At 60.2% G+C, this 21,812-nt stretch carries 15 protein-coding genes; 12 read left to right on the top strand and 3 right to left on the bottom strand.

Features of this window, described 5'->3' with window-relative positions; genetic code table 11:
* Positions 1 to 405 precede the first annotated feature (405 nt).
* The 3 genes from xylB to ACR0KJ_RS08175 are packed head-to-tail and all read left to right on the top strand — an operon-like array spanning position 406 to position 4,110.
* The gene (gene xylB / locus ACR0KJ_RS08185) at positions 406 to 1,863 is read left to right on the top strand and encodes a xylulokinase (protein WP_480626399.1); all 1,458 of its coding nucleotides are present in this window, start codon (positions 406 to 408) and stop codon (positions 1,861 to 1,863) included.
* Positions 1,860 to 2,819 carry an aldose epimerase family protein gene (locus ACR0KJ_RS08180; RefSeq protein WP_170622773.1) on the top strand — a complete coding sequence of 320 codons (960 nt, stop codon included), beginning with the start codon at positions 1,860 to 1,862 and terminating at the stop codon, positions 2,817 to 2,819. The genes xylB and ACR0KJ_RS08180 overlap by 4 nt, the downstream gene beginning before the upstream one ends.
* The gene (locus ACR0KJ_RS08175) at positions 2,809 to 4,110 is read left to right on the top strand and encodes a cytochrome c peroxidase (RefSeq protein WP_170452852.1); all 1,302 of its coding nucleotides are present in this window, start codon (positions 2,809 to 2,811) and stop codon (positions 4,108 to 4,110) included. The genes ACR0KJ_RS08180 and ACR0KJ_RS08175 overlap by 11 nt, the downstream gene beginning before the upstream one ends.
* Here the strand turns inward: ACR0KJ_RS08175 and ACR0KJ_RS08170 are convergent, their stop codons facing one another.
* Positions 4,111 to 5,622 carry a CRTAC1 family protein gene (locus tag ACR0KJ_RS08170; protein ID WP_480626398.1) on the bottom strand — a complete coding sequence of 504 codons (1,512 nt, stop codon included), beginning with the start codon at positions 5,620 to 5,622 and terminating at the stop codon, positions 4,111 to 4,113.
* Entirely contained in the window at positions 5,612 to 6,829 is a 1,218-nt protein-coding gene (locus ACR0KJ_RS08165; protein ID WP_480626397.1) for an ROK family protein, read from the bottom strand. The genes ACR0KJ_RS08170 and ACR0KJ_RS08165 overlap by 11 nt, the downstream gene beginning before the upstream one ends.
* 151 nt (positions 6,830 to 6,980) lie before the next feature.
* On the opposite strand from ACR0KJ_RS08165, the gene xylF reads away from it, so the two are divergent.
* Genes xylF through xylA form a run of 4 tightly spaced genes read left to right on the top strand, consistent with a single transcriptional unit; the run spans position 6,981 to position 11,479 of the window.
* Positions 6,981 to 8,000, top strand: a complete 1,020-nt coding sequence (gene xylF, locus ACR0KJ_RS08160) for a D-xylose ABC transporter substrate-binding protein (RefSeq protein WP_170521563.1) — start codon at positions 6,981 to 6,983, stop codon at positions 7,998 to 8,000.
* Between the two features lie 60 nt (positions 8,001 to 8,060).
* The gene (locus ACR0KJ_RS08155) at positions 8,061 to 9,359 is read left to right on the top strand and encodes a sugar ABC transporter permease (protein ID WP_480626396.1); all 1,299 of its coding nucleotides are present in this window, start codon (positions 8,061 to 8,063) and stop codon (positions 9,357 to 9,359) included.
* Entirely contained in the window at positions 9,359 to 10,162 is an 804-nt protein-coding gene (locus ACR0KJ_RS08150) for an ATP-binding cassette domain-containing protein (protein ID WP_170452837.1), read from the top strand. Before ACR0KJ_RS08155 ends, ACR0KJ_RS08150 begins: the two co-directional genes overlap by 1 nt.
* Before the next feature lie 9 nt (positions 10,163 to 10,171).
* Positions 10,172 to 11,479: a xylose isomerase gene (gene xylA / locus ACR0KJ_RS08145; RefSeq protein WP_480626395.1), complete on the top strand. Its 1,308-nt coding sequence runs from the start codon at positions 10,172 to 10,174 to the stop codon at positions 11,477 to 11,479.
* A 34-nt stretch (positions 11,480 to 11,513) separates the two neighbouring features.
* Here the strand turns inward: xylA and ACR0KJ_RS08140 are convergent, their stop codons facing one another.
* A complete protein-coding gene (locus ACR0KJ_RS08140; RefSeq protein ID WP_480626394.1) occupies positions 11,514 to 12,374 on the bottom strand; it encodes a LysR family transcriptional regulator in 861 nt (286 codons plus the stop codon).
* A 109-nt stretch (positions 12,375 to 12,483) separates the two neighbouring features.
* On the opposite strand from ACR0KJ_RS08140, the gene ACR0KJ_RS08135 reads away from it, so the two are divergent.
* The 5 genes from ACR0KJ_RS08135 to ACR0KJ_RS08115 are packed head-to-tail and all read left to right on the top strand — an operon-like array spanning position 12,484 to position 21,807.
* Entirely contained in the window at positions 12,484 to 14,028 is a 1,545-nt protein-coding gene (locus tag ACR0KJ_RS08135; protein ID WP_480626393.1) for a trimethylamine methyltransferase family protein, read from the top strand.
* Entirely contained in the window at positions 14,025 to 15,314 is a 1,290-nt protein-coding gene (locus tag ACR0KJ_RS08130; RefSeq protein WP_170622788.1) for an aminotransferase class III-fold pyridoxal phosphate-dependent enzyme, read from the top strand. The genes ACR0KJ_RS08135 and ACR0KJ_RS08130 overlap by 4 nt, the downstream gene beginning before the upstream one ends.
* Positions 15,311 to 17,722 (top strand): GcvT family protein, encoded by a 2,412-nt coding sequence (locus tag ACR0KJ_RS08125; protein WP_480626392.1) that lies wholly within the window; start codon positions 15,311 to 15,313, stop codon positions 17,720 to 17,722. The genes ACR0KJ_RS08130 and ACR0KJ_RS08125 overlap by 4 nt, the downstream gene beginning before the upstream one ends.
* The gene (locus ACR0KJ_RS08120) at positions 17,719 to 20,130 is read left to right on the top strand and encodes an FAD-dependent oxidoreductase (RefSeq protein ID WP_480626391.1); all 2,412 of its coding nucleotides are present in this window, start codon (positions 17,719 to 17,721) and stop codon (positions 20,128 to 20,130) included. Before ACR0KJ_RS08125 ends, ACR0KJ_RS08120 begins: the two co-directional genes overlap by 4 nt.
* Before the next feature lie 3 nt (positions 20,131 to 20,133).
* Positions 20,134 to 21,807 carry a thiamine pyrophosphate-binding protein gene (locus ACR0KJ_RS08115; RefSeq protein ID WP_480626390.1) on the top strand — a complete coding sequence of 558 codons (1,674 nt, stop codon included), beginning with the start codon at positions 20,134 to 20,136 and terminating at the stop codon, positions 21,805 to 21,807.
* The last annotated feature ends 5 nt before the right edge of the window (positions 21,808 to 21,812 follow it).

Here is a 21,812-nt window from a genome sequence, read left to right as displayed (position 1 = left end):
AGCAATAGCCTCAAATCACGTAATATGAGGGCAGCATTAGTTCATTGATCTAATTAGTCAATCTGATCGCGACGTTAAGCTTTTTTGACGGAAGCGCTGTGGCGGAAATGCACAACCAAAGGGAGATTTTAGTTTGCCCCAACTCACACTTAACTGAAACCGGAAGGCCGGGTTAAATTACAAAATGACCGCTCAATTTGTGAATGCAGCCTAACCATACTGAAAACAGTATGTCCTCGTCCGCGTCACAGCAATTGAAACTGCGACTTTCCGTTGGACACATGAGAGGTGTTCGCCGATAGCGGCTTTTTCAGGATGGGAAAGTCGTATCTTTCGAGGCACCTTGACAAGATTTCTGCTACAATTAATTTTACCAACTAAAATAATAATGTGGGATAATGCCGAATGTACCTTGGGTTGGATTTGGGAACGTCCGGTCTCAGAGGGATTCTGGTGGATGACGCCGGTCTCGTCTTATGTGCCGCCGAAGTCAGCATTTCGACCGCAACGCCCAAACCCGGGTGGTCCGAGCAGACTCCGTCAGATTGGGTCGATGCGTGCAAAAAGGTTGTCACCGAACTCCGCGCGCGTGATGCACAGGCGTTTTCCGAACTGCGTGGAATTGGCCTGAGCGGACATATGCACGGCGCGACACTTCTGGATGCGGACGGTCGCGTGTTGCGGCCCTGTATCCTCTGGAATGACACGCGTTCAGCCGAAGAGGCGGCAGTGCTGGATCAGGCACAGGACATGCGCGCGATCTCGGGTAACATTGTCTTCCCGGGTTTTACAGCGCCAAAGCTGGAGTGGGTGCGTTCGCACGAGCCCGATGTGTTTGCGAAGACAGCCAAGGTTTTGCTTCCGAAAGACTATTTGCGGTATTGGCTGACGGGCGAATACATTTCGGACATGTCAGACAGTGCCGGAACATCCTGGTTGGATGTTGGAACCCGGCGGTGGTCGGAAACAGCGCTTGCATTGGGTCATATGCGCGCCGATCAGATGCCTCGATTGGTTGAAGGCAGCGATCCGGGCGGCGCGTTGAAGGCTGCATTGCGACAGGAATGGGGGCTTTCCGGCGATGTGATCGTGGCCGGAGGGGCAGGTGACAACGCGGCTGCGGCTTGTGGCATTGGCAGCATTCGGGACGGCACGGGGTTTGTCTCGCTGGGAACGTCGGGCGTTTTGCTTGTTGCGCGGGATGGTTACGCCCCTGCGCCGGAAACGGCAGTGCATTGCTTTTGTCACGCCGTACCTGACAAGTGGATGCAAATGGGCGTCATCCTGTCTGCCACGAACAGCATGAACTGGTTGTCGCGGAACCTGGGCCAGCCTGTTGAAAAACTGGTTGCGGCCTTGCCTCGCGCGGTGTCGGGCCCGTCGTCGGTTACGTTCCTGCCCTATTTGTCGGGCGAACGGACACCGCATAACGATAGCCACATCAGGGGCGCGTTCTTGGGCGTGGATGTCGCCTCGGAGCCCGTTGATCTGACGCAATCCGTCATGGAAGGCGTTGCCTTTGCGATGAGGGATTGCCTTGAGGCCCTGAAACGCACGGGGACAAGACCAAGCAGTCTGATGGCAGTGGGCGGAGGCGCGCGATCCCGGTTCTGGTTGGAGACATTGGCCACCGTCTTGCAAGTGCCGCTGGACCTGCCCAGGGGCAGCGAGTTCGGTGCCGCAATGGGGGCCGCGCGCCTTGCCATCTGCGCCGTCAACAGCGCCGCGCCAGCCGAGGTTATGACGCCGCCTGAAATCGAGGATCGTATCGATCCGCGCAGCGACCTGATCGACATGTATGAACGTGAATACGGGCGATACCGGCAATTCTACAAGGCGTTGGCGCCGTTGGCTGCAAGATGACACCTGATGCGGGAACGCGCTCTCGGATCGAAACGGCCATGTTGTCGGATGGTGACATGCGGGTCACGGTTCTGAACTACGGGGCGATCACGCAAGGGTGGTGGTACAAGGACACGTCACTTGTGCTTGGGTTCGATGACCCTGCCGCGTATTTCTCGGATACAAGTTTCATGGGCGCAATCATTGGGCGCGTCGCGAACCGGATCGGCGGTGCCCGGTTTGAATTGGCGGGTCGCAGTTACGACCTGAGCGCCAATGAAGGCAGCAATACTCTTCACGGTGGCGCACAGGGACTGTCCCGGCAGTTCTGGGCCCTTGCGCAGACGGCACCAAACGAGGCTGTGCTGAGCCATCAGTCACGTGATGGGGAAGGCGGGTTCCCCGGCGATGTCAGGTTCGAGGTCCGCGTCACCCTGCGGTTTCCGCGATTGATCTATACAATCACGGCACATCCTGACCTTCCGACGCCCATCAGTGTCACGCAACACAACTACTACACTTTAGGTGGCTTCAAAGGCGTTGCCGCACATCGATTGGAACTTGCTTCAAGCCGATATCTGGAAATCGATGAGCAGGGAGTTCCTACTGGTCGACTGTGTTCGACCGTTGGCAGCGAACTGGATTTTTCGGCACCAAGTCCGATCAGACAGGCGTCAAAGGGGATCGACCATTATTTCTGCTTCGATCAGGATCGTGACCCGAACGCGCCGGTGGCTGTATTTACCGCGCCGTCCGCCCTGACGCTGACAGCCTATTCCGACCAGCCCGGTGCGCAGGTCTATTCAGGTGCCAATCTGGCAAAGCCGCCATATGCATCGCCCGGTCTGTGCATCGAACCTTCGGGATACCCAAACGCCCTGAACATCCCGTCCTTTCCTTCGATTATCCATACGCCCGAAAGCCCGTACCGCCAGGTGCTTACCCTTGAGATCTCAGAGGGTCGTGATGAAGGTTAGGTGGCTCTTTCCGGTTCTTTGCGTATTGATCTCAAGCGCAGGCAGCACAAGTGCCCAGAACCTTGGTGATCGGCCCGAATTCCTCGAGCCTGATTTAAACAGCGTCGAACTGGGGCAGCTGCTTTTCTACGACCCGATTTTGTCCGGCAACAAGAACATCAGCTGCGCAACCTGTCACCATCCCGATCTTGGTACATCAGACGGCCTGTCCCTTGGCACCGGGGAAGGGGGGCTTGGTCTGGGTCCCGAACGCAGGCTGGATCCCGAGAACACGCCTGAGCAACGTATTCCCAGAAACTCACCGGGGCTTTGGAACCTCGGCGCGACGGAGTTTACAACGTTTTTCCACGATGGGCGGCTTGAGGCGGACCCCACGCAACCGAACGGGATCAGAACGCCGCTGGGCACGCATATGCGGCCCGGCTTTCAATCCGCCTTAGCGGCGCAAGCCATGTTCCCGGTGCTTTCGCCGGATGAAATGGCGGGTCACTACTCGGAAAATGATGTCAGCAAGGCGGTTCGACTGGGTCTTTTGACCCAGCAAGACGGCGCGTGGGATTTGATAGCCGCCCGTGTTGCGGCCATTCCGGAATACCGGCAGAGGTTTGGCGACATCGCCCCGGATGCCGAGATTACGTTTACTGCCATTGCCAACGCGATTGCAGATTTCATCGCGTTCGAGTGGCGCGCGGATAACAGCCCCTTTGACCGTGCGATGAGAGGCGAAGGTGAATTGCCGGAAGACGCCGAAATCGGCATGGGCCTGTTCTATGGCAAGGCCGGGTGCAGTACCTGCCATTCAGGTTGGTTCCAGACAGATCACGGCTTCCATTCGATTGCAGTGCCGCAGATCGGGCCGGGAAAATCCGCGCGGTTTGAAAGTCATGTGCGCGATGATGGGCGTTTTCGCGTCACAGGTAACCCGGAAGATGCATTTGCGTTTCGCACGCCATCGCTGCGCAACGTGACATTGACCGCGCCCTACGGACATAACGGTGCCTTCGCCCGGCTCGAGGATATGGTGCGCCACCATTTGGACCCGGTTGCATCTTTGCAGAACTACACGATTGAAATGGCCCTGTTGCCGGAATTCCCCGGTGCTGATGATCAGAGCCCGCTATTGGATCGGCAACACATAGGCGAGATCGCGGAAAGCAACAGCCTGTCGCCGCAATCTCTGACAGATCAGGAGATCGACGCTCTTCTCAGTTTTCTGGCAAGTCTTGAAGACCCGGCAAAGCGGTTGGGGGTGCCCTCTCAAGTTCCAAGTGGCCTGCCAGTGGATCAATGATCAACGGGAAATCCGGACGATTTGGTTGGCGCTGACCCTCTGCCATTCGCCCGTTTCTCCGTCCGGCCAAATGACTCGAACTTGCGCGTCGCTTTCATTGCCCAGACCAAAATGATGAAACACGGCGATGCCCCCTGCATGACCGCCACCAATCGTTATTTCGCGGGTTTGAACCCCTGCCGGAGTTTTAATTTCGACAAATCCACCAACTGCAAAGCGGTTGGATATATCCTGAGAAACGCCAAGCAACAGCCAGTGGCCAGCGCGCGAAATGTTCTGGCTGACTTCCAGTTCCGAGCCTCGATTGACGACCACCAGATCAAGCCGCCCGTCATTGTTCAGATCGGCAACTGCCGCACCGCGGGACTTTGCCATTGAAGCAACGCCCGCCTCAGCCGAGGTCTCAGCGAATTGCCCATGGGGTGTCTGCACAAGCAGGTTGTTGGGATCGTTCAAAGCGGCATCCGGCATTTGTTCTACATTGCCCTTGGCAACGAAAATGTCGTCGCGGCCGTCGTTGTTGACGTCGCCAAACTGCGCGTGCCACCCGGTCGACGGCCTGCCGTCATCGCCCAAATGAGGTTTGTGGGCCGTCGTTCCCTTGTCATAAGTGGCATCGCGCCACGTTGGGCCTTGGGCGGCTGGGTCAAACACCTGCAGCTTCTGGTCGCCCATGGAGGTCAGGTAAACCTCGGGAAAGCCGTCCCCCGTCAGATCGCGCGAGGCGATCCCCATGCCCCAGATCGAATAGGGCATCCAGCCGTCCTCGGGCGTGTACAGGCGGGGCACCGGTTCCATGGCCCAAAGTTGCTCTTGTCCGTTGCGCACGTAATAGTGGCGGTCATTGCTGACACGAAGGTCCGCACGCCCCGTTCGTGCCCAATCCGAGAACAGTATGGACAGGGAACAATAGCCGGGTTCAAGATGTTGCGGTTGCCCGTAGCTGTGCCCTTCGGGGCGGTAGAGCAGGGTTGGCCCGCAGGCCTCGAACGGACCGTCCGGATCGGATCGATCAACATAGGTTCCAAAGGCCAAAGTGGGCAAGTCTTGCCCGTCTTCCCAAGTGGCCGAGAAGCCGGTGGTCCAGTGGTCAGCGGACAGAAAGCCAAGGCTGTCAAAGGGCTTGAACTGGCAATCTGGCAGGCCTTGCAAAAGCAGGTCTGCGCCAACGCGCAGAATTGCCAGATCCATCAAGCCGTCGCTGTCAACGTCCAGGGGATAAGCACCGGTTACCCCGGTCAGCGACAATTGATCGGGTGTTTCGGCCCGAAAGGAAATCGTGTCGCCTGAGGTATTCTTGAACAGTTGAGTTCGATTTGATCCACCTGCAATAAACAACTCGGGCAGCGTGTCACCGTTGCAATCGAAAACGGCGACGCCGCCGCCGACAAAATGCTCCCATCCGCCATCGTAGACATGGGCCGGGACGTCGATGCGCTGGAATTCAGGGGAAGGCCCCTCGGCGTAAGCCCCACTGGCCAGAACCAAAAAGACCAGCGGTTCAGGACGCATGGGCCGTAAGCTCCTGCACTTTGAGGATTGAGATCTGTTCGATCCCATAGGCGGCCGCACCCTTGGCCCACATCAGATCGCCCCAATCGTGGACTTTGAGTTCCGGCAGGGGGGCATCGACACTGACAACGCCGTTTCGGATGCGCTTCATCACCTGGTCCGAGCACAGATGTTCAAAGCTCATCTGGGTGCCGGACACGATGATACATTCGGGGTCATACAGGTTGATCAGATTTGACACCCCAAGGCCGAACATCTGACCAGCGCGGGCAAGCACCGACGCAGCCCTTTCATCCCCGGAACTGGCGCGATCATAGATGTCGGACACGCTCTCCATCTCACTGTCGTGGCCTGTCACGGTCATTTCGCGTATCAGGGCATAATCCCCGACATAAGCCTCAAGACATCCACGTTGGCCGCATTGGCACAAGGCCCCGTCAAGGTGAACCTTGGTGTGACCGAATTCCGCACCGCAGCCGCGTTCTCCGCGGTAGAGTTTTCCGTCCAGAACAATTCCCAGACCGACACCATGCTCGATCGTCACAACCAGAAAGTTTTTCAGCCCCTTGCCCAGCCCAAACAGCTGTTCGGCTTTGGCGACAAGATTGGCGTCGTTGTCCACGAAGACCGGGCAGGGGATATCCTTCGACAGCAATAGATTGAAATCGATGTTCCGGTCGGTGATCGAAGACGACCAGTGCACAAAGTTCCGTTTTGCATCGACAAGACCCGCCACGCCAATGGAAACACCGGCCAGATTGTCGAGCGTGCCGCCAATCTGCCTGCAGGTTTCCTGAAGTGCCTTGCCCACTGCCTCGACGAATTCCGCCGGTGTCATTCGGGCGTGATCCAGCGGCTGTTTGTGCGATGTTACTTCGTTGCCTTCAAAGTCGACCAGAATAACCGAAATCACTTGCCGCGCGACTTTCAGACCTGCCACAAGGTGGGATTGCCCGTCCAGTTGCAGCAAAACCCTGGGCCTGCCTCTTTTGCCGGAACCGGGCTGCGCCTCGCCTTCGGTTTCCTTGATCAACCCGGCGGAAATAAGATCGGCTGTTGCTGCCGTGACGGTGGCCGGGCTGGTTTGCAAAGCGGATGCGATATCGATCCGCGAGACGGATCCTTGCGCTCGAATATGCTCCAACACCCGCAGGCGGGTGGTGTTTCTTTGCTCTAATGAAACCAGAGAGGCTTTGCTTTTCAGCATCTTATCCTCGCGAATCTTGCCGTTGGCCCAATCTATTTGAAATTGCCGCCTTCTTGTAGAGTAAATATTTTACCCACTGAAATAAATATGGTATTCAAAATTGTGAGAGCCGCGAATCGAGATTCGATGGCTCGGCAAATGGGAGGAAATCATGAAAAGAATTCTCAGCTTCTCGGCTGCGGCCACCTTGTTGGCTTCTGCTGCCTTCGCAGAGCCGGTGGTCGGCGTAAGCTGGTCCAACTTTCAGGAAGAGCGATGGAAGACGGACGAAGCAGCCATCAAATCAGCGCTGGAAGCGGGTGGTGCTGAATACATCTCATCTGATGCGCAGTCGTCATCCGCCAAGCAGCTTTCGGATATTGAAAGCCTGATCGCACAGGGCGTGGACGCGTTGATCATTCTGGCGCAAGACGCGCAGGCCATCGGGCCGGCGGTTCAGGCTGCGGCTGACGAAGGTATCCCGGTGATTGCCTATGACCGTCTGATCGAGGATGACCGGGCCTTTTACCTGACTTTCGACAATGTCGAGGTGGGCCGCATGCAGGCCCGCGCCGTCTTTGATGCCATGCCCAAGGGCAATTATGTGATGATCAAGGGGTCCCCCACCGATCCAAACGCCGATTTCCTGCGGGGCGGTCAGCAAGAGATCATAGGTGCGGCGGTAGACAGCGGTGACATCGTCATCGTTGGTGAGGCGTATACCGACGGCTGGTTACCTGCGAATGCGCAGCGCAACATGGAACAGATCCTGACGGCCAATGAAAACAATGTGGACGCGGTTGTTGCGTCGAATGACGGCACAGCAGGCGGTGTTGTTGCCGCGCTGACGGCGCAGGGCATGGAGGGTATTCCGGTATCCGGGCAGGACGGCGATCATGCAGCGCTGAACCGGGTTGCACTTGGAACACAGACTGTCTCGGTCTGGAAGGATGCCCGTGAACTGGGCAAAGCCGCCGGTGAAATTGCGGTTGCGCTCAGCAGTGGCACAAGCCCTGCAGACGTGGATGGTGTGGTCAGCTGGACATCGCCGGGCGGCACCGAGATGAACTCGGTCTTCCTTGCTCCGGTCCCGATTACCAAGGACAACCTGTCCGTTGTCGTGGATGCGGGCTGGATTTCGCAGGAAGCGCTGTGTCAGGGCGTCGAAAACGGACCTGCCCCCTGTAACTAAACCACTCAGCCCCTGGCCCTTTTTGGGCCGGGGGTACTTGCTGAAAATGAAAGATCGGAAATGACCGAAACTTCGTCTCAGCCGATACCTGAAAAGGCAAAACCCAGCCTGTTCCAGCAACTGGAACTGGATATGCGGCTTTTGGGCATGATCGGCGCGTTTGTCATCCTGTGCATCGGGTTCAACATCGTCACCGACGGGCGGTTCCTGACCCCGCGCAACCTGTTCAACCTGTCCATCCAGACGGTTTCAGTGGCCATCATGGCCTGCGGGATGGTGTTCATCATCGTCACGCGGCATATCGACCTGTCGGTCGGGGCTCTGCTGGCGACAACCTCGGCGGTGATGGCAATGACACAGACCGAACTGCTGCCGCACATGCTGGGGATGGGTTTGAACAACCCGGCAACATGGGCGATTACCATAGTGATCGGTCTGTTCGCGGGCACGCTGATCGGCGCATTTCACGGCTGGTTGGTCGGCTATCTTACGATCCCGGCCTTCATTGTCACCCTTGGTGGTTTTCTGGTCTGGCGAAACGTGGCCTGGTACCTGACCAGCGGTCAGACCATTGGCCCGCTGGACAGTACCTTCCTGATGTTCGGCGGCACAAACGGAACCCTGGGCACAACGGTAAGCTGGCTGTTCGGGCTGTTCGCCACCGCAATCGCCATCTGGGCCTTGTGGAGCGGTCGGCGTGCAAAATCCGCGCACGGGTTTCCTGTCAAACCCGTCTGGGCCGAAGGCACCCTGGCCGGGATCATCGCTGTCGCGATCCTTGGCTATGTATACATTGTCAACAGCTACGCTATTCCCACGCGCCGACTGCAACGCATGTTCGAAGCACGTGGAGAGGAGATGCCCGAGGGATTGGTCGTGGGGTACGGTATCCCGATCTCGGTCCTCATCCTGATCATCGTTGCGGTCACCCTAACTGTTGTGGCCCGGAAAACCCGGTTCGGCCGCTATATCTTTGCCACCGGCGGCAACCCGGACGCGGCAGAGCTATCCGGCATCAATACACGGCTTCTGACCGTCAAGATTTTCGCGCTGATGGGGTTCCTGTGCGCTGTATCCGCCGTGGTCGCCTCGGCGCGGCTGGCGAACCATTCGAACGACATCGGTACGCTGGATGAGTTGAGGGTCATCGCGGCGGCAGTGATCGGCGGGACCGCCTTGTCCGGTGGCATCGGCACAATCTACGGCGCGATCCTTGGCGCATTGATCATGCAGGCGCTTCAGTCCGGCATGGCCATGGTTGGCGTTGACGCGCCGTTCCAGAACATCGTGGTCGGCAGCGTTCTTGTGCTGGCCGTCTATATCGACATCGTCTACCGCAAGCGACTGGGGGCAAAGTGATGCAAGCTCAGGACACGCAGAAAACGCCCTCAACATCCGCTCGCGGAACCGGTGCGCCGCCCTTGGTCGAAATGCGCGACATTTCGATTTCCTTCGGGGGGATCAAGGCGGTCGATCATGTATCGGTCGATCTTTACCCCGGCGAAGTCGTTGGCTTGCTTGGCCATAACGGGGCCGGGAAATCGACGCTGATCAAGGTGCTTTCGGGTGCCTATCAAATGGATCATGGCGAGATCCTGATTGATGGCAATCCGGTTGAGATCAACAACCCACGTGATGCGCGGGCGAATAATATCGAGACCATCTACCAGACCCTCGCGCTGGCCGATAATCTGGATGCAACGTCGAACCTGTTTCTGGGGCGCGAGATGACGACGCCCTTTGGGCTGGTCAACGACGCCGCCATGGAGGCTGAATGCCGCAAGATCATGGCGCAGCTTAACCCGAATTTTCAGAAGTTCAGCGATCCGGTGTCCGCGCTGTCGGGCGGCCAAAGACAGTCTGTGGCGATTGCACGGGCCGTCTATTTCAATGCCCGCATCCTGATCATGGACGAACCCACCGCGGCGCTTGGCCCGCATGAAACGCAGATGGTCGCGGATCTGATCCATCAACTCAAGGCGCAGGGCATCGGGATCTTCCTGATTGATCACGACGTGCACGCGGTCATGGATCTGTGCGACCGCGCCTCGGTGATGAAAAACGGGAAACTGGTGGGAACTGTCGATATCGCAGACGTCACTGATGACGATCTTTTGTCGATGATTATTCTGGGCAAACAGCCCGGTCAGAAGGCGGACTAGGGGGCAGGAATGAAAAGCGGATTTTTCGACGGGATCGAACAGATCAAGTTCGAGGGTACGGACAGCAAAAACCCCTTGGCCTTTCGCCACTACGACCCGGACGAGGTGATCATGGGCAAACGCATGGAAGATCATCTGCGATTTGCGGTCGCCTGGTGGCATTCCTTCGCGTGGGAGGGCGGAGACCCCTTTGGTGGTCCCACGTTCGAACGCCCTTGGCATCCGCAGGACGATATGGGCCGGGCCCGTATGAAGGCGGATATCGCATTCGAATTGTTCGAGCTTTTGGGCCAGCCCTTCTTTTGCTGGCACGACGCCGATATCCGGCCCGAACAGGGCAATTTTGTCGACAATCTGAGAACGCTGGAAGACATCACCGACTATATCGGTGAAAAGATGCAGGCGTCCGGCACCCGACTGCTGTGGGGGACGGCCAATATGTTCAGCCACCGACGCTGGATGGCCGGGGCCAGCACCAATCCCGATCCCGACGTGTTCGCGTTTGCGGCTGCAACAGTGAAATCGTGCATGGACGCAACCCACAAGCTGGGCGGCGAAAACTATGTCCTCTGGGGTGGCCGCGAAGGCTATGAGACCCTGCTGAATACCGACCTGAAGACTGAACTGGACCATATGGGCCGGTTTCTGAACATGGTCGTGGAATACAAACACAAGATCGGCTTCAAGGGTGCCATTCTTGTCGAACCCAAACCGCAGGAGCCGTCCAAGCACCAGTACGACTATGACGCTGCAACCTGCATCGGGTTTCTGCGGAAATACGGGTTGGAGGACGAGGTGAAGCTGAACCTCGAACAGGGACACGCAATCCTTGCCGGTCATAGCTTTGAACACGAGATCGCAGTTGCCGCGGCCGAGGGGATGTTGGGGTCCATCGACATGAACCGAAACGACTATCAGTCGGGTTGGGACACGGATCAATTCCCCAACAACACGCCCGATGTGGCCTTGGCCTACTACTACATTCTGAAAGCGGGCGGCTTTACAACCGGCGGCACGAATTTCGACGCCAAAATCCGCCGTCAGTCGATTGATGCAGAAGACCTTGTCGCCGCGCATGTCGGTGGCATGGATATTTGCGCCCGAGGTCTCAGGGCCGCTGCAGTAATGATCGAAGACGGGGGCTTGGAAGCTGCGCTTTCTGACAGGTATTCCAATTGGAGTTCACCCGCAGCGCAAGCTATGTTGAACAGCAGCCTCGATGACATTGCCGCCCGAGTCTTGCGGGATGGGATCAACCCAGAACCACATTCAGGGCGTCAGGAGATGCTGGAGAATTATGTGAACAGGTTTGTGTGACGACCACAATTGCACGCGCTACGAGCCGCAAACATCAGCCCGCAAGCCAGTCCACGACTTTCTGCACCTCCCGCCTCACGGGGCGGCTGCCGCGCACCTCGACGAAATAGGCATGTGTGGGGGGGATGCTTTCATCGAAAAGGCGAACGACCCGTGCCTCGGCAAGGTCCTGATCAATCAGCGGCAGCCAGCCGATCACGATCCCTTGCCCCTCGGCAGCACCGCGCAGCAGGGCGTTTGCGTCCTGGAAAATCGAACCGCGCAGCCGGTTTGGGACGGGCACGTTCATGGCTGCGAACCAATCCAGCCATCCCCAGTGGTTCCTTTGGTGCAGCAGGGGTAAATTCAGCAGGTCTTTCGGGTTCTCAATGGGTCCGTGGGTGTCAAGAAATGACTTGGACGCAATGGCGACGGGGCTGAGCTCAAGTAACTTGATCGCGTCACCCGATGTCTCGGCCATGCGGTCCCAGCGGATCACGATGTCGAGGTTTTCCCGCACGCTTGTTCCGGGTTCGAAAGTGGGCAGAACCTCAAGCTCGATATCCGCGTGAGAGGCCCAGAAATCGCTGATCTTTGGCATCAGCCAGCGCGCGGTGAAAATCGGGCCGGCCGCCAGCCGGACCACTTTGCGGGACCGGCGGTGGAGCGTGCGCACCGCTTCGTCCAATATCCCGAAGGCCTGTGCGGCGGCGTTTGCAAGCCGTTCGCCGTCTTCGGTCAGTGTGACATCCCGACCGCTGCGCGTGAACAGCTTGGTGCCAAGCTGATCTTCCAGTCCGCGAATATGGTGGCTGATCGCCGTCGGGGTGACTGACAAGGCTTCGGACGCGGCGCGAAAACTGCCCAGCCGGGCGGCGGCCTCAAAGGCGCGCAGGGCGGGAAGGGACGGTTTCATGTCAGGCCTATAGAGTAGTTTTACTCATCTATTGCTGAGTAAGCTGCCTTTGTAAACGTGTTCCGGATATGAAAGCCTGATCTCGACGAAAAGCAAACTTCATGAGTCGATGGTCAAACCCAGCCGCCGCCGAGGTCGCAAAGACCGGCTGAAGGACACCCTGCAAAGCGAAGGCTCTCTGCCTGTCTGGCCGGGGGTCATGGGCGGTCGTCTCAAACCGCTTTCCCCGGATGAGGTGGCGTTGGTCGAAAGCTCTGCCTTTGCATTGCTGGAAACGCTTGGTCTAAGTCAGGCCACCCCGTCGATGATCGACAAGGTTGTTGCGGCGGGCGGTGTGCGGACGGGTGACGGGCGGTTGCTGTTTCCGCCCGATCTGGTGTGCTGGGCGATTGATGGGGCGCAACGCGGGTTCTCGCTGTGTGGCCAGCACCCCGACCGCGACCTTAAAATCGAAGGATCGCGGGTGCATATGTCAACCGGCGGGGCTGCTCCGGGGGTGTTCGACCTTAACACGCACGAGTATCGCGATTCCACGTTGCAGGACCTCTATGATGCGGCCCGGATCGTGGATCAGATGGACAATATCCATCATTTCAGCCGGTCGGTTGTGGCGCGGGATATCGAGGACCCCGCTGTGATGGACCTTAATACCGCTTATGCCTGTCTGGCGGGCACGTCCAAGCATGTGTCGATCTCGATCACTGAACCGCAGAACGTCGCCCAGATCGCCCAGCTTTGCTACAGCATCGCAGGCAGTGAGGCCGCATTTCGCGCCCGCCCGTTTCTTACCGTCATGGTCTGCCACGTGGTCCCGCCGATGCGCTTCGCCGAAGAGGCCTGCCAGGTGTTGGACCTTGCGATCAGGGCAGGTTTTCCCGTTCAACTGATCAGCGCCGGTCAGGCCGGGGCGACCAGCCCGGCGACGATTGCTGGGTCGCTGGTGCAGGCGGTCGCGGAAACTCTGGCCGGGCTGGTTTTCGCGCGGTTGGTCGATCCCGAGGTCAAGGCGATCTTTGCGCCCAAACCGCTTGTGGCTGATCTGCGCACCGGATCCATGAGTGGCGGCGGCGGCGAGCAGGCGATCCTGATGGCGGGGGCGGCGCAGATGGGGCGGCACTGGGATTTGCCTACCAGCTCGATCGCCGGGATCACCGATGCCAAGCGGCTGGACGCCCAATACGGTGCCGAGAAATCTCTGGCCGTGACCATGGCCGCCCATGCGGGGTCGAACATCGTCACGCAGGCGGCGGGCATGATGTCGAGCCTTCTGGGTGTCAGCCACGCCGCATATGTCAGCGACAACGATCTGCTGGGCAACATCCTGCGCACCATTCGCGGGATCGAGGCCACGCCGGAAAACATCGCTGCAGATGTCATTGCGGATGTGTGCCGGGGCGAGGGTCATTATCTGGGCGAAATGCACACGTTCAGCCGGATGAAGTCGGACTATTTCTACCCCGAAATCGGCGACCGTCGGGCCCCGCGTGACTGGGAGGAACACGGCGGACAAAGGATCGGCGACGTCGCCCGCGAACGGGCGCGCGAGATCCTGAACAGCCACTTCCCGGCGCATATCCCCGATCACATCGACCGCAGCTTGCGAGGCAGTTTTGACATCCGTCTGACACGGACCCAAATCGGACGACCTGAATGAAGAATTCTGACCTCAGCCAGCGCGCCCGCGCGGCCCTTCCGGGCGGTGTCAGCCACGAATTGCGCTATCGCGACCCGCATCCCGTCTACATCGAGCGTGCGCAGGGGGCCGAGAAGTGGGACAGTGAAGGCCGCCGCTATATCGATTTCAAGATGGGCAGCGCCAGCCAACTGCTGGGCCATGGTCATCCTGCGATCATCGAGGCGATCAGACAGCAGGCCGGACAGTCGATCTTCAGCGCCGATTGTCACGAGGCTGAAATCCTCTGGGCCGATTGGGTCAATCAGTTATACCCCTGCGCCGAGCGTACGAGGTTCACCGCGTCTGGCAGCGAGGCGACAATGCTCGCCTTGCGTCTGGGCCGTGCGTATTCCGGCAAGGACCACGTGCTGCGTGTGGATGGGCATTACCACGGCTGGCACGACCACGCGCTCAAAGGTGCAAAACCGGGAACAAATCATGCCGCGTCGCTGGGCGTACCAGAGGCGGTGAATGAGTTGATCCATGTCTGCGCGGCAAACCCCGACGCGATGGCAGACGCGCTGCAAGATGATCGTATCGGAACGGTCATCATCGAGGCGTCCGGGGCGAACTATGGATCGGTTCCATTGTCGACCGCGACATTGCGGGCACTGCACGACGTGGCGCGGGCGGCGGGTGTGGTGTTGATCTTTGATGAGATCATCACCGGGTTTCGCTGGTCCCCCGGCGGGCGACAGGCCCGAGACGCCATCGTGCCCGACCTGACAACGTTGGCCAAGATCGTCACCGGCGGCCTGCCGGGCGGTGCGGTCTGCGGCCGGGTCGAGATCATGGAGTTGATGAACAACGCAACCATGCGCGACGGCATCGCACCGGCGGTCAGTCATAAGGGCACGTTCAATGCCTCACCGCTGGTGGCCGCCGCAGCCTGCGCCGCAATGCCGTTGCTGGCCAGTGGCGAGGCTCAGGCCAAGGCCGATGAGATGGCCGAACGGATGCGGGACGGCATGAATGCCGTGCTGTCAGATCTGGGCGTTGCCGGGATTACCTATGGCGACAGCTCGGTCTTTCATGTGTTCTTTGGTCAAGACTCTCTGGACGGTCTTGGCCCGGCTCAGATACGCGGCTTGCCCAAATCGACGGTCAAAGCCTACCGCGACGGGTTGCTGGCACGCGGGGTGGAAATGATGTCCTACACGTCCGGTGTCACCTCGGCGGCGCATGAGCCGGACATGATCGATGAGGCGCTGGAGGCGTTTCGCGCCACGCTGTCCGATATGATCAGCGACGGGGTACTGCCATGACCCTGCCGTCCCATGCCCGCACGGTTGTGATCGGTGGCGGCGTTATCGGCTGTTCCATCGCCTATCATCTGGCGCGCGAGGGGCGCACGGACATCGTGGTGCTCGAACGCTCGAAACTGACCAGCGGCACGACGTGGCACGCCGCCGGTCTGGTGCGCCGCCTGCGGCCCTCGGCAACGCTGACCAGGCTCATCAACTATTCGATTGATCTTTATAGGGAGTTGGAGCGTGAAACCGGCCAAGCCACCGGCTGGACCCAGACCGGATCGCTGACGCTGGCCACCAATCCGGACCGGCTGACCAATATCAAACGGCAGGTCTCGCTGGGCCGTGCTTTTAGCCTTGAGGCCGAGGTGGTCGATGCCGCCCGCGCGAAAGAACTGTGGCCGCTGATTGAAACCGATGACGTAATCGGCGCGGTCTGGTCCCCGGCAGATGGGCGGGTGAACCCCTCGGACGTAGCACTGGCGCTGTCGAAAGGCGCACGGGCGCGGGGGGTGCGGATTTTCGAGGATACCGCCCTCACCGGCTTGCGGAAAAAGGCCGGGCGTATCTCGGGCGTCGCGGTGGGGGACCATGTGATCGAGGCCGACGAGGTGGTGATCGCCTGTGGCCTCTGGTCCCGCGAGGTGGCGGCGATGGCCGGTGCCCATATGCCGCTTTATGCCTGCGAGCATTTCTACATCCTGACCAAACCCCTGCCCGAGGTGCAGGCGCTTGGCAAAGGGGCGCATCTGCCGACGCTGAACGATCAGGACGCGTTCCTTTATGCCCGCGACGATGTCGAGGGGCTGTTGGTGGGCTGCTTTGAACCCAACGCCAAGGGGCTGCCTCTGAACCGTTTGCCCGAGGGTTTCAGCTTTGATCTGCTGGACGAGGATTGGGACCACTTCACGCCAATGATGGAGAACGCCCTGCGTCGGATTCCCGCGCTGGAGCGGGCCGAGGTGCGGATGCTGCTGAACGGACCCGAAAGCTTTACCCTCGACAGCCAGTTCATGCTGGGCGAAAGCCCCGAGGTGCCGGGCCTGTTCCTGATGGGGGGCATGAACTCGACCGGCATCGCGTTGGCTGGCGGCGCGGGCAAGGCGATGGCCGAATGGATCATCGCGGGCGAGCCGACCATGGAGTTGAACGAGGCCGATATTCGCCGGTTCAGCCGCGAGATGAACGTGCTGGGCGCGTTGGAGGCCCGCATCCCCGAGGTGCTGGGCCGCCATTACGACAACCCCTATCCGGGTCGGGCGATGGACAGCGCCCGCGGTCAGCGACGCTCACCCATTCACGCCGGTCTGGTGGCTGCGCGGGCACAGTTTGAATCGCGCGGCGGCTGGGAGCGCGCCGTACATTTCGGCGGCAAGGCCGCGCACCTGCCTTTGACATTCGGTGTGCCCGCGTGGCGCGATCAGGTCGGGGCCGAGGTCGAGGCCTGCCGCAACGGTGCCGCCATTCTGGATCAATCCGCCTTTGGCAAGATCATGGTGCAGGGGCCGGACGCTTGCGCCTTTCTGAACCGTCTCTGCGCAGCGCAGATGGATATGCCCGTCGGGCGCATCGCCTACAGCCAAATCCTGAACGCACGCGGCGGGGTGGAAAGTGACCTGACCGTGCAGCGCCACGGCCCCGAGACCTATCTGCTGATCACCGGCGCGGGCGAGGTCGTGCGCGTCCTAAAGCGTATGCGCGAGACACGGGGCGATTTCCGGGTGGAATTCACCGACGTGACCAGCGGTTATGCCATTCTGGGACTGGCTGGGGCACAGGCGCGTGCCGTGTTGCAAGCAACCACAAACATGCCGGTCCCTGATCCGAAACGCTTTTACTTCGCGCCGGTCGAGATCGGCCTCGCGCGCGGTTGGGCGGGGCGGCTGAGCTTCACCGGCGAAGAGGGGTACGAGCTTTATATCCAGGCCGACATGGCCATGGCCGCGTATGAGGCGCTGCTAGCTGCCGGGGCCAGCCACGCGGGCCTTTACGCAAGCGGCAGCCTCCGCATCGAAAGCGGGTTCCGCGCTTTCGGGCACGAGCTGACCCCCGGCACCACCCTGCACGAGGCCGGTCTGGACGCATTCTGCGCCACGGGCACCGGGTTTGTGGGCGAAGAGGCGTTGCGGGATCACAAGCCCGCACGCCGGATCGTTTCGCTGTTATTCGATGACCCGGATGCGATCCCGATCCATGACGAGCCGGTCTATTTCGAAGGGAAGGTCGTGGGCCAGATCACCTCTGCCGCGTGGAGTTACCGGTTTGGCCGATCCGTTGCGCTGGCGATGATCTCGGGCGCGCCGAGATTTTTCGACGAAAAATCTTCCACCGCAGATGGCACATGGGCGGTGGAGGTGGAAATCGCCTGCACCCGTTTTACCGCCCGCGCCGCGCTCAAACCCGCCAAAGAGGCATTCCAATGAGTGATACGACCCGCACCACTCAGGTCGCGATCATCGGCGGCGGGATCATGGGCGTCGCCGCCCAGTTCCAACTGGCTGAAAACGGCTGGACAGACACGATCCTGTTCGAAAAGGCCGAACTGACCTCCGGTTCCACATGGCACGCGGCTGGCCAGATCGCCCATGCGGTCGGCAGTCGGATCGCGGGCTGGATCAACAAGACCTCGATCGAGACCTACAAGCGCGTCGAGGCAGAGACCGGCCAGAGCATCGGCTGGCATCAGGTCGGCGGCTTCCGAATCGCCACCACCGATGATGAGGTCGACTGGATGAAGTCGATCATGGGGGTCGGCAGGCTGCTGGACCTGCCGATGGAACTGGTCGGGCCCGAGGAAGTGGCCAAAGGCAACCCCTTCTACCGGACCTCTGACATCAAGGCCGCCGTGCAGACCTTTGAAGACGGCCATATCGATCCATCCGGTGTCACCATGGCGCTGGCCGCCGCCTCCCGCGCGCGTGGGGCCAGGATCGAGCGGCATACCCGCGTCACCGGCGCGTCGCGCAAGGGTGATATGTGGCGTTTGACGACAGAAAAGGGTGATGTTCTGACCCAGCATGTGGTGATCGCCGCAGGCTCATACGCCAATCAGGTGGGGGAATGGTTCGGGTTGAAAATCCCGTCAGTGTCTTGCCTGCATCACTATCTGGTCACGGATACGGTGCCCGAGTTCCTAGGCCGCCCGGAATTGCCCGTCATGCGCGACAATGCCTTTGGCGGCTATATCCGGCAGGAGCAGAAATCGGGCCTGATCGGGATTTATGAAGGCCATGTCTGCCCTACGGTTTGGGAAATGCCGCAAGGCGCGCCATGGGCGGCGGAGAATGAATTGTTCGAGGCCGATTACGACTCGATTGGCGATTTTCTGTTGGTGGCGTTCGAAAAGATGCCCGTTCTGGCGGAACTGGGGATCAGGCGCGTGGTGCGCGGGGCGATCACCCATACGCCAGACGGCGGGATGCTGGTGGGGCCGTCGGGTGCGCCTAATGTCTGGCTGTCCTGCGGGTCTTCAATCGGGCTCGCATGGGGCGGTGGGGCTGGCAAGGTGCTGGCCGACTGGATGGTGCATGGCGAAACCCAGATCAACACCCGCAGCATGGACCCGCGCCGCTATGGCGATTTCAGCACCGACAATTTCATCGTCGAGCGTACCAAGGACGAGTTCATGCGCCGCCATGACACACCTTGCCCCGGCAAGCAGTTCGACAGCCTGCGCCCGCTGAACCGCCACCCGCTTTATGACCGGCTGGCCGCCAAGGGCGCGGTGTTTGGTGAGGTCGCTGGCTGGGAGCGCCCGCGCTATTTCGGTGCGGTGGGTGAGGTCGAGCAGATCGGCTGGGGCCACCAGACCTGGCATCAAAACGCCATGGCCGAGGCCAAAGCCACACGCGCCGCCGCTGGCGTGATCGACCTCTGCGCCTTTGCCCAGTTCGAGATCACCGGCAAGGATGCGGGCGCCTTGCTCGACCAGCTGTCAGCCAACAATATCCCTGCCACAGACGGACGGGTAAGCCTGAACCACCTGTTGACTCCGAAGGGCAGGTTCGAGACCGAAATCACCATCTGGCGCATCGCCAATGGTCGCTATTTCACCGGTTCCGCCATCGCGCGGGCGAACCCGGATTTTGACTGGATCAAATCCCATATCCGACCCGGTGAAGACGTGCAGATGGTCAATCGCAGCGCCGATTGGGGGATGCTGTCCCTGTCCGGCCCGGCGTCACGCCGGATCATGTCGGAACTGACCGAGGCTGACCTCGGCAACGCTGCCTTTCCCTGGCTGTCGGGGCAAGAGATCACCGCTGCCGGCATCCCCTGCTATGCGCTGCGGGTGTCTTTTGTGGGTGAGCTCGGGTGGGAATTGCACGCGCCGCTGGACCGGATCGGCGCGCTCTATAATGCCCTGTTTGAGGCTGGTGCGAAGCACGGGCTGGTCGATCTGGGCTCTTACGCGTTCAACGGGATGCGGATGGAGAAAGCCTATCGCGCAAGTGGCGAGCTGACCACGGATGTTGGTCCGTTCGACGTTGGCCTTGACCGCTTTGTCCGCGCCGAAGGTCGCGATTTCATCGGCAAGGATGCCCTTTTGGCCCGCGACCCGGATTGGCAGCTCTTCTATGCGGAACTCCGTGCCGACGGCATCGACATTCACGGCGGCGAGCCCGTGTTGCTGAATGGCATGCCCGTTGGTCTGACCACCTCGGGCGGGTATGGCTATACGGTGGGCAAGTCGCTGGGCTGGCTGTTCGTGCGCAAAGGCACCCCGCGCGATGGCCTCAGCGTGCAAATCCTGAACCGTGCCATCCCCGTGACCGTTCATGACGACGCCCTGTTTGACCCACAAAATCTGAGACCCCGATCCGAGGACTAGACCATGACCCATATCACCGGCGGCGAGGCCGCCTATCGCGTGCTCAAGGCCAATGGGATCGACACCGTGTTTGGCCTGCTGGGCGGCTCGATGCTTGAACTGTATGACGCGATGTATCAGGGGGGTGAGATCGCGTATATCGGTGCGCGCGATGAACGGGCGGCGGGGCATATGGCCGATGCCTGGGCGCGGATGACCGGCAAGCCCGGTGTTGTTCTGGGCGCGCAGGCCGGGCCGGGCGTGGTCAATATCGTCACCGCCGTGGCCGAGGCGCATCTGGCCTATTCCCCGCTGGTGGTCATCGCAGGCGCAATCACACGGGCCGATCAACACAAGGACACGTTTCAGGAGGTTGATCAGGTGGCGCTGTTTGCCCCGATCTGCAAACGCTCGGTCATGGTCACGGACCCGTCGCGTCTGGTCCCGATGCTGGAAGATGCGATACGGCTGGCGAATACGGGCCGCCGCGGGCCGGTTGTGCTGCACGTGCCGCGCGATTTGTTTGCAGCCGAGATGCCTGCGGTTGACCTGGTGCCAGTGAACATCGCCTGCCCGGGACCGGCAGCGCCGCAAGATATCGACGCCATCGCCCAGCTTCTGGCAGGGGCACAGCGCCCCGTTCTTTTTGCCGGGGGCGGTTTCAAATGGAGCGCCGGGCGAGACGCGCTGACCGCTTTGGCCGAGACGCTTGAGGTACCGGTGGTTGCATCAACCGGCCATGCCGACGTGATGCGCCACGGACACCCGTGGTTTGCGGGGCAGGCCGGGCCGCGTGGCAACCGGGTGGCCAGCCGGTTGACGAAAGAGGCGGATGTGATGGTCGTGCTTGGGGCACGGCTGGGGTTCAACTCGACCTTTCATTCAAACGATTATGTGGGGGCCGAGACGAGGATTGCCCATGTGGATATCGACGGATCTGCGGTGGGGCGCTATTTCCCGGCTGAAATCGCGGCGCAGGGGGATGCGCACCTGACTGCCGAGGCGCTGATCGATGCGGTCCCTAAACCTGATTGCGATCCATGGCGTGATGCGTTTCGTGCCGACATTAAGACCCTTCGGGCCGAGCGCGCCGAGGAAGCAGCAATCGAGACCCTGCCCCTGCATCCCCGCCGTGCCTTGGGCGAGCTGCGCGACGCGCTGCCCGAAAACGCCATCGTCACGCTGGACACCGGTAACACCTGCCTTCAAGCCGCTGATCGGCTGGCGCATTATGAGCCTTTGTCGCTGATCACCCCTTTGGATTTCGGATTGGTCGGCTTTGGCCTGCCCGCCGCCATCGGGGCCAAGGCCGCAGCCCCTGATCGGCCCGTTGTTGCCGTCATGGGCGACGGTGCGGTGGGGTATACGATGATCGAAATCCAGACCGCCATCTCACACAATCTGCCCATCGTGATCGTGGTTCTGGATAATGAGGCATGGGGGGCCGAGAAAGCCTATCAGCAGGAGTTTTATGGCGGACGTCTGTTGGGGGCCGAAATCCAGTCCCCCCGCTTTGACAAATTCGCGGAACTTTGTGGCGGCAAAGGCATCTGGGTCGATGGCCCCGGTGGTATGGGGCCTGCGTTGCAACAGGCAATAGCCTCGGGGGAAACAACTGTCATTCAGGCCAAAATCGACCCCGGCGCGTTGATGACACTGCGCAAGGATTTGTTCAAAGCACCGCAGCGCCGGGAATAGGGGTG

It is taken from the genome of Ruegeria sp. AD6 (assembly GCF_056542325.1).
This window is presented reverse-complemented; position numbering and strand designations above follow the sequence as displayed.